Genomic DNA, 11,937 nt, shown 5'->3' with positions numbered 1-11,937 from the left:
GTGGCGGAGGCGGCGGTGGGTTTCCCATCGGCCTGCCGATCGTGCTGAACCCGGTCACCCTGAGCGGGAAAGCCACTTACGACTCGGTGCCGAACAACAGCGGGCCCCTCCTGTACGCGAACACCACGGCCAAGCCCGTGCGCGGCGCCACGGTAGAGGTGCTCGATGCCACCACATCGGCGCAGCTCGCGTTGACCACCACGGATGACGGTGGCAATTACGCGGTCTCGGTGCCGGCGAACACGAACATCACCGTGCGCGTCCGGGCCCAGCTGACCCGGACCGGTCCGGGCGCGACCTGGGATGTCACGGTGCGCGACAACACGCGCAGCGATGCGCTGTACTCGATGCAGTCGGCGAGCTTTTCTTCGGGAAGCGTGGCATTGACGCGCGACCTGCGTGCGGACAGCGGCTGGGGAGGTTCTGGCTACAGCGGGACGCGCGTCGCAGCGCCGTTCGCCGTGCTCGACACGATCTACACCTCCATGCAGAAGGTGCTGTCGGTGGCGCCGGCTTCGGCGTTTCCTTCGTTGAAGGTTTTCTGGAGCGTCAACAACGCGCCGTCGGACGGAATCAATCTTTCGGCGGGGCAGATTGGCACGACCTTCTTCTTCAACAGCGGAAGCAACGGTCGGCAGATCTACGTGCTGGGCAAGGAGGATGTGGACACCGACGAGTTCGATGCACCAGTGATCGCGCACGAATGGGGGCACTACTACCAATCGGCCTTCAGTCGGGATGACTCGATCGGAGGCGGGCATTCGATGGACGATCGTCTCGATCGGCGACTTGCTTTCTCCGAGGGTTGGGGTAATGCGTGGTCAGGCATTGCCCTGGAACGAAGCAACTATGTCGACTCAAAGCTGCCGCAGCAAAGGGGGGGCAGCCCGTTGGATCTCTCGCGTGGTCCTGCAAGCAATCCCGGCTGGTCCCGCGAGTCATCTGTCCAGGCCATCCTGTGGAACCTCAACCGGCAGGCCGGCTTCAAGCCCATCCACGACGCCTTAACCGGCTTCCAGTTCCGAAGCGGCGCGCCGGTCACGTCGATCCACGCCTTCGCCGCCGCGTTCAATGCGACGTCGCCTGGCAACGCCTCGGCGCTGAACAGCCTGCTGAGCGCGCAGAACATCACCTCCAGCGATGCATTCGGCGCGGGCGAATCGAACGACGGCGGGTTGCCCAGCGTGCCCGGCGTGCTGCCGATGTACCGGGCCTTGGCTGTTGGTGCGGTGGTCAACAACGTCTGTGTCTCCAGCGTGGCGGGCACGGGCAACAAGCTCGGCAACATTGCCTACCTGCGCTTCACCGCGCCGGCGAACCGGGACTACCAAGTCACGGTCGGGGGCGCCACGCTGCCGGACTTCGACGTCTTCCGAGGCGGAGAGATCGCCCGGTCGGGCAACCGGGTCAGCCTGAGCGCGGGTGAGTACGTTCTGGCGGTGCGGGATGCCGCAATGACGAGCTCCTCTGCTACGCCGGTGTGCCTCACCGTGCTCGTTCAATAAGGAAGGGAAGGCTCGCGATGATCCTGAACACTCGCCTCTCTCTGGCTGCCGCACTGACGGCGGGACTTGCACTGTCCGCGCTCTCGGCCTGCGCCCTGGCTGACGGGATGCCGCCGACGCGCACCACCGCGAAGTTGTCGCCTGCAGGCCTGAAGGGCTCCGCCACCCCCTGGGTGACCGCATCGAGAAAACCCAATGACTCCGGCGTCAAGCTGCAGTACCGGCTGGACGGCGCGCCTCAGGCCGGCAAGCCGACGGTCGTCGTTCTTCAGTTCGACGGCGTCAGCGACCCCGCGGGCGCCAGCGTGACGCTGACGGTCGATGCGGGCCTGACGCTGTCCGGCAGCGCGTCGCTGAGCCTGCCGCCGGGGCAGCGCTCCGACGCTTCCGTCACGGTGGTCAGCCAGGGTGACGGTCTGGCCTACCTGAACGTGTTCATCAAGCAGGCTGGTCGGACCAGTGCCATTTCCATCCCGATCCAGACCGGCGCGGCGGCGCCCGCCATGAAGGCCAATGGCGAGATCAAGTCGCTGCCAGGCGGCGACAACATCATCTCGCTGCCCGCGAAATAGGCCCGAAAGCCACCCGAAACGGGGCCGGAACCCCCTGAATCCGGCCCGAAAAGGGTCACTTGCGCCCCGGTTCGACTGCGGGCTATAATCTCTGGCTCTGCCCTTGTTGCGCCCGTTCGGTCGCCGCTTTCGGCGGAGATTTATCAACCTTCTCTCGCAGGCCGGGAAACCAGCCAAACGCTGTCGCCAATTGAAGTGGCAGCGGCGAAGGAAGTCTTCCATTTTTGGAGAAAACAAATGAGTCTGAGCAACTCCCTCGGGTTGCTGGGCCGCAAGGTGGGGATGATGCGTCTCTTCACCGATGACGGGGACGCAGTTCCTGTCACGGTGGTGGATGTGTCCAACAACCGTGTGACCCAGATCAAGTCCCAAGAGACCGATGGCTACGTCGCCCTGCAGGTGACGTTCGGTTCGCGCAAAGCATCGCGCGTGACCAAGCCCCAAGCCGGCCACCTTGCCAAGGCAGGTGTCGAAGCTGGTGAAATCATCCAGGAATTCCGCGTCACCGCCGATACCGCAGGTCAGCACAAGGCTGGCGGCGTGATCGCGGCAAGCAGCGTGTTCTCCGTGGGCCAGAAGGTGGACGTGCAAGGCACGACCATCGGCAAGGGCTACGCCGGCACGATCAAACGTCACAACATGAGCTCGCAGCGCGCGTCGCACGGTAACAGCCGTTCGCACAACGTGCCCGGCTCGATCGGCATGGCACAAGACCCCGGTCGCGTGTTCCCCGGCAAGCGCATGACGGGCCACCTCGGCGACGTCACCCGCACGACGCAAAACCTCGACGTGTTCCGCATCGACGAAGCACGTCAGCTGCTGCTCATCAAGGGCGCGATCCCGGGTTCGAAGGGTGGCTTCGTCACCGTGCGTCCCGCCATCAAGGCCAAGCCGCAAGCGGCTGAAGGAGCGAAGTAATGCAACTCGAACTCCTGAACGAACAAGGCCAGGCCGCGTCGAAGTACGACGCCCCCGAGACCGTGTTCGGCCGTGACTACAACGAAGACCTGGTCCACCAGATCGTCGTTGCATTCCAGGCCAACGCCCGTCAAGGCACGCGCGCCCAGAAGGACCGCGAACAGGTCAAGCACTCGACCAAGAAGCCTTTCAAGCAAAAGGGAACGGGCCGCGCCCGCGCCGGTATGACGTCCTCGCCCCTGTGGCGCGGAGGCGGCCGGATCTTCCCGAACATGCCTGACGAAAACTTCTCGCAGAAGATCAACAAGAAGATGTACCGCGCCGGCATGGCCTCCATCTTCTCGCAGCTCGCTCGCGAAGGCCGTCTGGCCGTGGTCGATTCGCTGACCGTGGATTCGCCCAAGACGAAGCCGCTGGCAGCCCGTTTCAAGGCAATGAATCTCGAGTCCGTGCTCGTGATCGCCGAAGAAGTCGACGAAAACCTGTACCTTGCCTCGCGCAATCTGGTCAACATCCTCGTGGTCGAACCCCGTTACGCCGATCCGGTGTCGCTGGTTCACTACAAGAAGGTGCTGGTCACCAAGGGTGCCGTCGACAAGCTCAAGGAGATGTTCGCATGAGCCGCGTGAACCCCACCCCTGCACAACGTAAGTTCGACGAAGGCCGTCTCATGAACGTGCTGGTCGCACCGATCGTGTCCGAAAAGGCCACGATGGTCGGCGAGAAGTCGAACGCTGTCACTTTCAAGGTGCTGCAAGACGCCACCAAGCCCGAGATCAAGGCCGCTGTTGAACTGATGTTCAAGGTCGAAGTCCAGGGCGTGTCGGTGCTCAACACCAAGGGCAAGACCAAGCGCTTTGGCAAGTCCATCGGCCGCCGCGACAACGTGCGCAAGGCTTATGTGACGCTGAAGGCCGGTCAAGAGCTCAACCTCGTCGGGGAAGGCGCTTAATCATGGCCGTCATCAAGATGAAACCCACTTCGCCGGGCCAACGCGGCGCGGTGAAGATTTCGCGTGACCACCTGCACAAGGGTGCGCCTCACGCAGCCCTGCTGGAACCCCAGTTCCAGAAGGCCGGCCGTAACAACAACGGTCACATCACGATCCGCCATCGTGGCGGTGGTGCCAAGCACCACTACCGCATTGTCGACTTCGTGCGCAACAAGGACGGCATCCCGGCCAAGGTCGAACGCATCGAGTACGACCCGAACCGCACCGCCCACATCGCTCTGGTCTGCTACGCCGACGGCGAGCGCCGCTACATCATCGCCCCGCGCGGTCTGGAAGCCGGTGCAACCCTGATGTCGGGCGCCGAAGCCCCGATCCGCGCCGGCAACACCCTGCCGATCCGCAACATCCCCGTGGGTTCGACGATCCACTGCATCGAACTGCAACCCGGCAAGGGCGCGCAGATCGCACGTTCGGCCGGTACCTCGGCCACGCTGCTGGCCCGTGAAGGCGTGTACGCCCAGGTCCGCATGCGTTCGGGCGAAGTCCGCCGCATTCACATCGAATGCCGCGCGACCATCGGTGAAGTGGCCAACGAAGAACACAGCCTGCGCCAGCTCGGCAAGGCCGGTGTGAAGCGTCACATGGGTATCCGCCCGACCGTTCGCGGCGTGGTGATGAACCCGGTCGACCACCCGCACGGTGGTGGCGAAGGCAAGACTGGCGAAGGCCGCCATCCTGTCGACCCGTGGGGCAATCTGACCAAGGGCTATCGCACCCGTAACAACAAGCGCACGCAGGTCTTCATCGTGTCGCGTCGCAAGAAGTAAGGGATAGCCAATGACTCGCTCTCTCAAAAAGGGTCCTTTCGTCGACCACCACCTCGTGGCCAAGGCCGACAAGGCCGTGACGAACAAGGACAAGAAGCCGATCAAGACCTGGTCGCGCCGCTCGATGGTTCTGCCCGAGTTCATCGGTCTGACCATCGCTGTGCACAACGGCAAGCAACACGTGCCCGTGTACATCACCGACCAGATGGTCGGCCACAAGCTCGGCGAATTTGCGCTCACGCGCACGTTCAAGGGGCACCCCGCGGACAAAAAAGTCCAGAAGAAGTAAGGAACGACCATGTCTGAAACACGTGCAGTCCTCCGCGGTGTCCGCCTGTCGGTCGACAAGGGCCGTCTGGTCGCGGACCTGATCCGCGGCAAGAAGGTCGATCAAGCGCTCAACGTTCTGCAATTCACGCAGAAGAAGGCCGCTGTGATCATCAAGAAGGTGCTCGAGTCGGCGATTGCCAACGCCGAGCACAACGACGGTGCCGACATCGACGAGCTGAAGGTCAAGACCATCTACGTCGAGCAAGGTGCAACGCTCAAGCGCTTCACGGCGCGCGCCAAGGGTCGCGGCAATCGCATCAGCAAGCCCACGTGCCATGTGTACGTGACGGTTGGCAACTAAGAAGGCCTGGAAGAAATATGGGACAGAAAATCCACCCAACCGGGTTCCGCCTTGCGGTCACCCGTAACTGGTCCAGCCGTTGGTACGCAAGCGACCGCGATTTCGCGGGCATGCTGGCCGAAGACATCAAGGTTCGCGAATACCTGAAGAAGAAGCTGAAGAACGCTTCGGTGTCGCGCGTCATGATCGAGCGTCCCGCCAAGAACGCACGCATCACGATCTACTCGGCTCGTCCGGGCGTCGTGATCGGCAAGAAGGGCGAAGACATCGAGAACCTCAAGCGCGAACTGGGCAAGCAGCTCGGCGTGCCGGTTGCGGTCAACATCGAAGAAGTGCGCAAGCCCGAAATCGATGCGCAGCTGATCGCCGACAGCATCACGCAGCAGCTCGAAAAGCGGATCATGTTCCGCCGCGCCATGAAGCGCGCCATGCAGAACGCCATGCGTCTGGGTGCCCTGGGCATCAAGATCATGTCGGCTGGCCGCCTGAACGGCATCGAAATCGCACGTACCGAGTGGTACCGCGAAGGCCGCGTGCCGCTTCACACCCTGCGCGCCGACATCGACTACGGCACCTCGGAAGCCAAGACCACCTACGGCGTCATCGGCGTCAAGGTCTGGGTCTACAAGGGCGACACGCTGGGTCGCAACGACCTGCCGGCCGTCGAAACGCCGCGTCCGGACGAAGAGCGCCGCCCGCGTGGTCCCCGCCGTGATGGTCGCCCTGGCGACCGTCCGGGTGGCGACCGTCGTGGTCCCGGCCCCCGTGCCGGTGCCCGTGGTCCGATCGGTGGCAACACCGCTCCGGCCGATGGCAGCGACAAGCCCGCAGAAGCAACCGGCGGTGCCGGTGCAGACTCGAAACCCGCCGTTAAGCGCGTCCGCAAAGCCGCGCCCGCTGCAGCAGCGGACGGTGCCAAGACCGAGTAATCGGTCGCTCCCGGGCACGCAAGTGCCTGGGGCCCTCACGGAGTAACAAAACATGCTGCAACCTGCACGCAGAAAGTTCCGCAAGGAACAAAAGGGCCGCAACACCGGCATCGCAACCACGGGTAACTCGGTTGCGTTCGGTGACTTCGGTCTCAAATGCACCGACCGCGGTCGCCTCACGGCGCGCCAGATCGAAGCCGCTCGTCGCGCGATTTCGCGTCACGTGAAGCGCGGTGGCCGTATCTGGATCCGCGTGTTCCCGGACAAGCCGATCTCTACCAAGCCCGCTGAAGTGCGGATGGGTAACGGTAAGGGCAACCCCGAGTACTACGTCGCTGAAATCCAGCCTGGCAAGATCGTGTTCGAGATCGTCGGCGTGCCCGAAGAACTCGCCCGCGAAGCGTTCCGCCTGGCCGCCGCCAAGCTTCCGCTGCGCACGACGTTCGTCGCTCGCCAGCTCGGCGCCTGAGAGGAGAACATCCATGGCAACACGTAAGAAGAAAGAAACCGCGGCTTCGGCCAAGGTGACGAAGGCCGCAACCCTGCGCACGAAGGACGTCGCAGGCCTGCAAGCCGAAATCAAGGATCTGCAGAAGGCCCATTTCGGCCTGCGCATGCAGAAGGCCACGCAACAGCTGTCGAACACCACGACGCTGCGCGTGACGCGTCGCGACATCGCTCGCGCCAAGACCATTCTTGCTCAGAAAGAGCAAGAGACCCAAGCCGCCAAGTAAGGAGTGAACATGACGGAAGCTAAAAAATCCCTCAAGCGCACCTTGATCGGCAAGGTGGTCAGCGACAAGCGTGCCAAGACCGTGACCGTGCTGGTCGAGCGCCGTGTGAAGCACGAGCTCTACGGCAAGATCGTGGCCAAGACGAGCAAGTACCACGCCCATGACGAAAAGGGCGAGTACCACCTCGGCGACACCATCGAGATCACGGAAAGCCGTCCGATCTCGAAGACCAAGAACTGGGTCGTGACCCGTCTGGTCGAGAAGGCCGTCCTGGTCTGATCAGGCACTCGGTCGCCCTTGAGGCAACCCATCCGGAAACGGCCCACAATGTGGGCCGTTTTTCTTTTTCAGGAGCAATTCACATGATCAAAGTCGGCGACACCCTTCCTTCGGCCACCCTGCAGGAATATTCCGAAGTGGAGGGCGAGGGCTGCAGCATCGGCCCGAACCCGGTCGACGTGACCAAGGCCACGGCGGGCAAGACCATCGCGCTGTTCGCACTGCCGGGCGCCTTCACGCCCACCTGCTCGGCCAAGCATGTGCCGGGCTACGTGCAGCACTTCGAGGACTTCAAGGCCGCCGGCGTGGACGAGATCTGGTGCGTGAGCGTGAACGACGCGTTCGTGATGGGCGCCTGGGCGCGCGACCAGAAGACCGGCGCCAAGGTGCGCATGCTGGCCGACGGCAGTGCGGACTTCGCAAAAGCCACCGGCCTCACGCTGGACCTGACCGGCCGCGGCATGGGCCTGCGCAGCAACCGCTACTCGATGCTCGTGAAGGACGGCAAGGTCGCGACGCTGAACGTCGAAGGCCCGGGCAAGTTCGAAGTGAGCGACGCCGACACGCTGCTGGCGCAAGCCCGCGGCTGAGCCCGGCCTACAGCTCTACCTTGAGGTAGTGAGCCCCGGCGACGGGGTTGTGATAGTAGGGCGGCACCTCCGCGAAGCCCAGGTCTTCGTAGAGGGCGCGCGCCGACTCCATGTCGTCGAGGGTGTCGAGCAGCACGCAGGCATAGCCTGCGCTGCGGGCCGCATCGAGGATGGCCTCGGCCAGCTGCCGGCCGAGCCCGAGCCCCCGGAACCCGGGGCGCACATACAACCGTTTCATTTCCGCCGCGTTCGCGTAGTCCGTGCTGTCGATCGGGCGCAGCGCGCAGCAGCCCGCCACGTGGGCGAGCGTGCCGTCGGCGCGCTTCAGCGTGGGTGCGGCGCGGCCGGCGTCTTCGTTCACATGGGCGGGATCGACCAGCGCCAGCAGCAAGGTGCCGCGCGGCTCGGCGTACTCGCCGGGGAGTCCGGCCAGCTCGCCGTCGAAATCCTGGAAGCCGAGGTCGATGGCCAGCGAGCCCGCGTAGTCGCGGAAGATGGCGCGCACGGCGTTGACTTCATGCGGTTCGTCGGGCGTGAGCAGCACCACCGCCGGCGTGTCCGACAGCGGCAGCGGGCGGGAGACGGAAAAGCCGCTCATACGCGCAACGAAGCCACCCAGAACGCCACGCCCGCGCACAGCGCGAACAGCACCAGCGCCAGCGTGCGCGACACCGCATCGTCGCGGCTCGGAGCCACGCCGTTGCCATTGCCATTCCCGTTGGAGGCCGCACCGGCGACCACCAGCTTGTCACCCGACAGCATTGGCCCGACGAGCCGGTGCCGCTTGACCAGCACATAGAACAGCACCGCCAGCACATGCAGGCTCACCAGGGCGATCACGATCCACTTGCCCTGCGCCTTGTGCCAGCCCGTCGCCAGGCTCACCATGGCGCCCGACACGAAGCGGGTCAGCGGCCCGGAGGCGGAAATCTCGTCGTCGGCCATCAGCCCGGTGGCGACCTGCAGGATCAACAGCGCCAGCACCGCGAACACCGACAGCGCGCCCAGCGGCGTGTGGCCGATCAGGTGGTCGGGGTGCGACTTGCCGCGCAGGTAGGCGATGACCGAGCCCGGCGCATAGATGAAGGCCGCGAAGCGCGACCAGCGCCCGCCCACGACCCCCCAGATCAGCCGGAACAGCAGCAGCGCCAGCACGGTGTAGCCGAGGCGGAAATGCCATTCCATGATGCCGTTCAGGCCCGTCACGATCAGGCCGATCACGGCGAAGGCGAGCGCCCAGTGAAAGAGGCGGGTCGGCAGGTCCCAGACGCGTGTGCGGGCCACCGAGAGGGTGTCGGTCATCGAAAAAGGCGCCGGGGCGCGAGGCTGCGGAAGGCGCAGATTAGCAAAGTCCGGCCCGGTCGTTCCACCGGGTTGTTGCTATGCGCCCGACACGGGCAGCCCCTACACTGCCTGCAGCACCGCGTTCGACGGTGCCCAAACCCCCACACAAGGACCCACGATGACCCGTTTTGCTTCGTTCGCCCTTGCAGCCGCCTGCGCTGCGATGTCCCTGCCCGCCGCGGCACAGTTTGCCAAGCCCGAAGATGCCATCAAGTACCGCCAGAGCGCGCTGTTCGTGATGGCCCAGCACTTCGGCCGCCTCGGCGCCATGGCCAACGGCCGGGCGCCCTACGACGCCGCCGCTGCGGCCGCCAACGCCGAGATCGTCGCCGACATGGCCAAGCTGCCCTGGGCCGGCTTTGGCGCCGGCACCGAGGGCGGCAAGGCCAAGCCCGAGGTCTGGAAGGAAGCCGCGAAGTTCAAGGAACACCAGGACAAGGTGATCGCCGAGACCGGCAAGCTGGTGGTTGCCGCTAAGGCCGGCAACATCGACGCGCTCAAGGCCCAGTTCGGCCCGACCGGCGCGAGCTGCAAGGCCTGCCACGACAGCTTCCGCAACCAGTAAGCCGCGGGCTTTCGCCACGAAAAAGGCGCTCCTCGGAGCGCCTTTTGCTTTTCTGGGGCCGAAGGTCAGGCCTCGGCCAGGAGCTTTTCGATCAGCTTGTGCAGCTCGGCAAAGTCGGGCTCGCCCACGTAGCGCTTCACGATCTCGCCCTTCTTGTTGACAATGAAGGTGGTCGGTGTGAGCTTCACGTCGCCCCAGGCCTGCGCCACGCTGCCAGTGTTGTCGATCGCCACCTTGAACGGCAGCTTGCGGGTTTCGGCGAAGTTGACGACGTAGCTCGGCGGGTCGTAGCTCATGGCCACCGCCAGCGTGTCATAGCCCTTGGACTTGTACTTGTCGTAGGTCGAGATCACCTTGGGCATCTCGGCCACGCAGGTCACGCAGCTGGTGGCCCAGAAGTTGACCAGCGTGACCTTGCCCTTCAGGTCGGCCGTGCTCTTGGTGGTGCCGTCGAGCAGCACGAAGGTCGAGGCCGGGGCGGCGGTGCTGCCCGAACCGAGGTACACGCCCACGCCGGCGGCCAGGGCGATCACGACGGCGGCGGCAGCGATGTATTTTTTCATGGGCACCTGAAGGAGAGAGGCGGCGCGATTTTAGTTCCGCGTGCCGGAACGCGCCGGCACACCCGCTTCATTCCCCGAAGGCCGCTCGATAATCGTCCTCCGATGCCCTCGCTTCCTTCCCCCTCCTGGCCCGTGCTGGCCCTGGCCGCCGCGCTGGGCGCCTGCAGCCCCACCTTCAACTGGCGCGAAGTGCCGATCGCCGACGCCGGCCTGGTCGCGCTGCTGCCCTGCAAGGCCGACCGCGCCCAGCGCGCGGTGCCGCTGGGCGCCGAGTCGGTGCAGGTCGACATGACCGGCTGCGAAGCCGGCGGCGCGACCTTCGCCGTGGCCCATGCCGCCGCGACCAGCCCGGCGCAGGCCGAGGCCTGGCTCACGGCCTGGCGCACGGCCACGCACGGCCAGCTGGGCGTCGCGCAGGTGATCCAGGGGCCGGCCACCTTGCCGCGCGCCACGGCCGTTCCCGCACCGTGGCGGCTCGACGGGCAATCGGCGCAGCAGGGCGTGGCGCCGGTCCAGGTGCTCTGGTTCGCGCAGTCGCAGAAAGACGGCAGCGTGTCGCTCTACCAGGCCACCGTGCTCGGCCGCCCGTCCTCGCCCGAGGCGACCAAGACCTTCTTCGAGGGCCTGCGCCTGCCATGAGCGAGGGCCGGCCGGCGGGCCGCGATGCGCGGGCCAGCTATCGTTTTCATAGCTGTTGCCGCCGCGCCAATCGACACCCTGGCCACGCGCCCGAATTGGCCGTCTTCCCTGGCTGCCGCGTTGTGTCCTCGATGTCTCTACTTCCTTTGGGCGCCCCCGCATAATCGACGCGTCGTCCTCCGAGCCGCATGAACAGCATCCTCATCATTGCCCACTCCCCGTTCGCACAGGCGCTGCGGCAGTGCGCGCTGCATGTGTTCCCCGACTGCGAACAGGCCGTCGTGGCCCTCGACGTGCTGCCCAACGTGTCGCCCGAGGAAACGCTGGCCGCCGCGCGCATCACGCTCGCGCAGCAGCTGCATGCCCCGCGCTCGCAAGTGCTGGTGCTGGCCGACGTGTTCGGCGCCACGCCCTGCAACGTGGCGCAGAAGCTGGTGGACGGCGTGCGCTCGCGGCTCGTGGCCGGTGTCAACCTGCCGATGCTGCTGCGCGCCGTCACCTACCGCCACGAACCGCTCGACACCCTGGTGCAGCGGGCCCTCGCGGGCGGCACCGCCGGCGTGATGCAGGTGGCGGTGGCGGCTCCCCAGAACCAGGCGAAAAGAAAGCACAGTGATCAAGAAATCCGTGACCATCAGCAATAAGCTGGGCCTGCACGCACGCGCGTCGGCCAAGCTGACCAAGCTCGCCGGCAGCTTCCCCTGCGAGGTGTGGCTGTCGCGCGGCGACCGCCGCATCAACGCCAAGAGCATCATGGGCGTCATGATGCTGGCCGCCGGCCTCGGCGTGACCGTCGAGCTCGAGACCAACGGCCCGCAGGAAGACGAAGCCATGAACGCCATCGTCCAACTGATGGACGACAAGTTCGGCGAAGGCGAATAAGGACCCG

Annotated in this window: 20 protein-coding genes; 17 read left to right on the top strand and 3 right to left on the bottom strand. The window is 65.3% G+C overall.

All coding sequences use genetic code 11. The annotated features are described in order from the left end of the window. The 13 genes from AC3WQR_RS23545 to AC3WQR_RS23485 all read left to right on the top strand — a co-directional run. On the top strand, positions 1-1,505 hold a 1,505-nt coding region (locus AC3WQR_RS23545; RefSeq protein WP_492743990.1), incomplete at its 5' end, for a hypothetical protein. Between the two features lie 17 nt (positions 1,506-1,522). Continuing rightward, the gene (locus tag AC3WQR_RS23540) at positions 1,523-2,077 is read left to right on the top strand and encodes a hypothetical protein (RefSeq protein ID WP_062478864.1); all 555 of its coding nucleotides are present in this window, start codon (positions 1,523-1,525) and stop codon (positions 2,075-2,077) included. Positions 2,078-2,314: 237 nt separating this feature from the next. Then, positions 2,315-2,995, top strand: coding sequence for a 50S ribosomal protein L3 (rplC, locus tag AC3WQR_RS23535; RefSeq protein WP_062478866.1), 681 nt, complete (start codon positions 2,315-2,317; stop codon positions 2,993-2,995). Beyond that, positions 2,995-3,615, top strand: a complete 621-nt coding sequence (rplD, locus tag AC3WQR_RS23530; protein WP_062478869.1) for a 50S ribosomal protein L4 — start codon at positions 2,995-2,997, stop codon at positions 3,613-3,615. The genes rplC and rplD overlap by 1 nt, the downstream gene beginning before the upstream one ends. Further along, positions 3,612-3,947 (top strand): 50S ribosomal protein L23, encoded by a 336-nt coding sequence (gene rplW / locus AC3WQR_RS23525; protein ID WP_056576559.1) that lies wholly within the window; start codon positions 3,612-3,614, stop codon positions 3,945-3,947. Before rplD ends, rplW begins: the two co-directional genes overlap by 4 nt. A 2-nt stretch (positions 3,948-3,949) precedes the next feature. After that, positions 3,950-4,774, top strand: coding sequence for a 50S ribosomal protein L2 (rplB, locus tag AC3WQR_RS23520; RefSeq protein WP_056576555.1), 825 nt, complete (start codon positions 3,950-3,952; stop codon positions 4,772-4,774). 10 nt (positions 4,775-4,784) lie between these two features. Then, a complete protein-coding gene (gene rpsS / locus AC3WQR_RS23515; RefSeq protein ID WP_062478874.1) occupies positions 4,785-5,063 on the top strand; it encodes a 30S ribosomal protein S19 in 279 nt (92 codons plus the stop codon). Positions 5,064-5,072: 9 nt separating this feature from the next. After that, positions 5,073-5,405, top strand: coding sequence for a 50S ribosomal protein L22 (gene rplV, locus AC3WQR_RS23510; protein ID WP_007838134.1), 333 nt, complete (start codon positions 5,073-5,075; stop codon positions 5,403-5,405). A 17-nt stretch (positions 5,406-5,422) separates the two neighbouring features. After that, positions 5,423-6,334 (top strand): 30S ribosomal protein S3, encoded by a 912-nt coding sequence (rpsC, locus tag AC3WQR_RS23505; RefSeq protein ID WP_062478877.1) that lies wholly within the window; start codon positions 5,423-5,425, stop codon positions 6,332-6,334. A 52-nt stretch (positions 6,335-6,386) separates the two neighbouring features. Beyond that, complete coding sequence (gene rplP / locus AC3WQR_RS23500) at positions 6,387-6,803, top strand: 50S ribosomal protein L16 (RefSeq protein WP_007838137.1); 417 nt, start codon at positions 6,387-6,389, stop codon at positions 6,801-6,803. Between the two features lie 55 nt (positions 6,804-6,858). Continuing rightward, positions 6,859-7,068, top strand: a complete 210-nt coding sequence (rpmC, locus tag AC3WQR_RS23495) for a 50S ribosomal protein L29 (protein WP_056577224.1) — start codon at positions 6,859-6,861, stop codon at positions 7,066-7,068. 9 nt (positions 7,069-7,077) lie between these two features. Next, a complete protein-coding gene (gene rpsQ, locus AC3WQR_RS23490; protein ID WP_062478880.1) occupies positions 7,078-7,347 on the top strand; it encodes a 30S ribosomal protein S17 in 270 nt (89 codons plus the stop codon). 83 nt (positions 7,348-7,430) lie between these two features. Continuing rightward, positions 7,431-7,937 (top strand): peroxiredoxin, encoded by a 507-nt coding sequence (locus AC3WQR_RS23485; RefSeq protein WP_159274727.1) that lies wholly within the window; start codon positions 7,431-7,433, stop codon positions 7,935-7,937. A 7-nt stretch (positions 7,938-7,944) separates the two neighbouring features. Here AC3WQR_RS23485 and AC3WQR_RS23480 read toward each other — a convergent pair whose 3' ends face one another. Both AC3WQR_RS23480 and AC3WQR_RS23475 read right to left on the bottom strand, forming a co-directional pair. Continuing rightward, positions 7,945-8,535: a GNAT family N-acetyltransferase gene (locus tag AC3WQR_RS23480; protein ID WP_492743987.1), complete on the bottom strand. Its 591-nt coding sequence runs from the start codon at positions 8,533-8,535 to the stop codon at positions 7,945-7,947. Then, positions 8,532-9,239, bottom strand: coding sequence for a cytochrome b/b6 domain-containing protein (locus tag AC3WQR_RS23475; RefSeq protein WP_062478887.1), 708 nt, complete (start codon positions 9,237-9,239; stop codon positions 8,532-8,534). The genes AC3WQR_RS23480 and AC3WQR_RS23475 overlap by 4 nt, the downstream gene beginning before the upstream one ends. A gap of 160 nt (positions 9,240-9,399) precedes the next feature. Here AC3WQR_RS23475 and AC3WQR_RS23470 point away from each other — a divergent pair, with 160 nt between their 5' ends. Further along, on the top strand, positions 9,400-9,846 hold the full coding sequence (locus AC3WQR_RS23470) for a c-type cytochrome (RefSeq protein ID WP_062478890.1): 447 nt from the start codon (positions 9,400-9,402) through the stop codon (positions 9,844-9,846). Positions 9,847-9,911: 65 nt separating this feature from the next. Here AC3WQR_RS23470 and AC3WQR_RS23465 read toward each other — a convergent pair whose 3' ends face one another. Beyond that, positions 9,912-10,409: a TlpA disulfide reductase family protein gene (locus tag AC3WQR_RS23465; protein WP_070061896.1), complete on the bottom strand. Its 498-nt coding sequence runs from the start codon at positions 10,407-10,409 to the stop codon at positions 9,912-9,914. Positions 10,410-10,511: 102 nt separating this feature from the next. On the opposite strand from AC3WQR_RS23465, the gene AC3WQR_RS23460 reads away from it, so the two are divergent. From AC3WQR_RS23460 to AC3WQR_RS23450, 3 genes are all read left to right on the top strand, one after another. Beyond that, positions 10,512-11,048, top strand: coding sequence for a hypothetical protein (locus AC3WQR_RS23460; protein ID WP_159274724.1), 537 nt, complete (start codon positions 10,512-10,514; stop codon positions 11,046-11,048). Positions 11,049-11,236: 188 nt separating this feature from the next. Beyond that, positions 11,237-11,692, top strand: a complete 456-nt coding sequence (locus tag AC3WQR_RS23455; RefSeq protein ID WP_062478898.1) for a PTS sugar transporter subunit IIA — start codon at positions 11,237-11,239, stop codon at positions 11,690-11,692. Next, a complete protein-coding gene (locus tag AC3WQR_RS23450; RefSeq protein WP_062478901.1) occupies positions 11,661-11,930 on the top strand; it encodes an HPr family phosphocarrier protein in 270 nt (89 codons plus the stop codon). Before AC3WQR_RS23455 ends, AC3WQR_RS23450 begins: the two co-directional genes overlap by 32 nt. Positions 11,931-11,937 lie beyond the last annotated feature (7 nt).

This window comes from Variovorax sp. FW305-3-2-15-B-LB1 (assembly GCF_058787635.1).
This window is presented reverse-complemented; position numbering and strand designations above follow the sequence as displayed.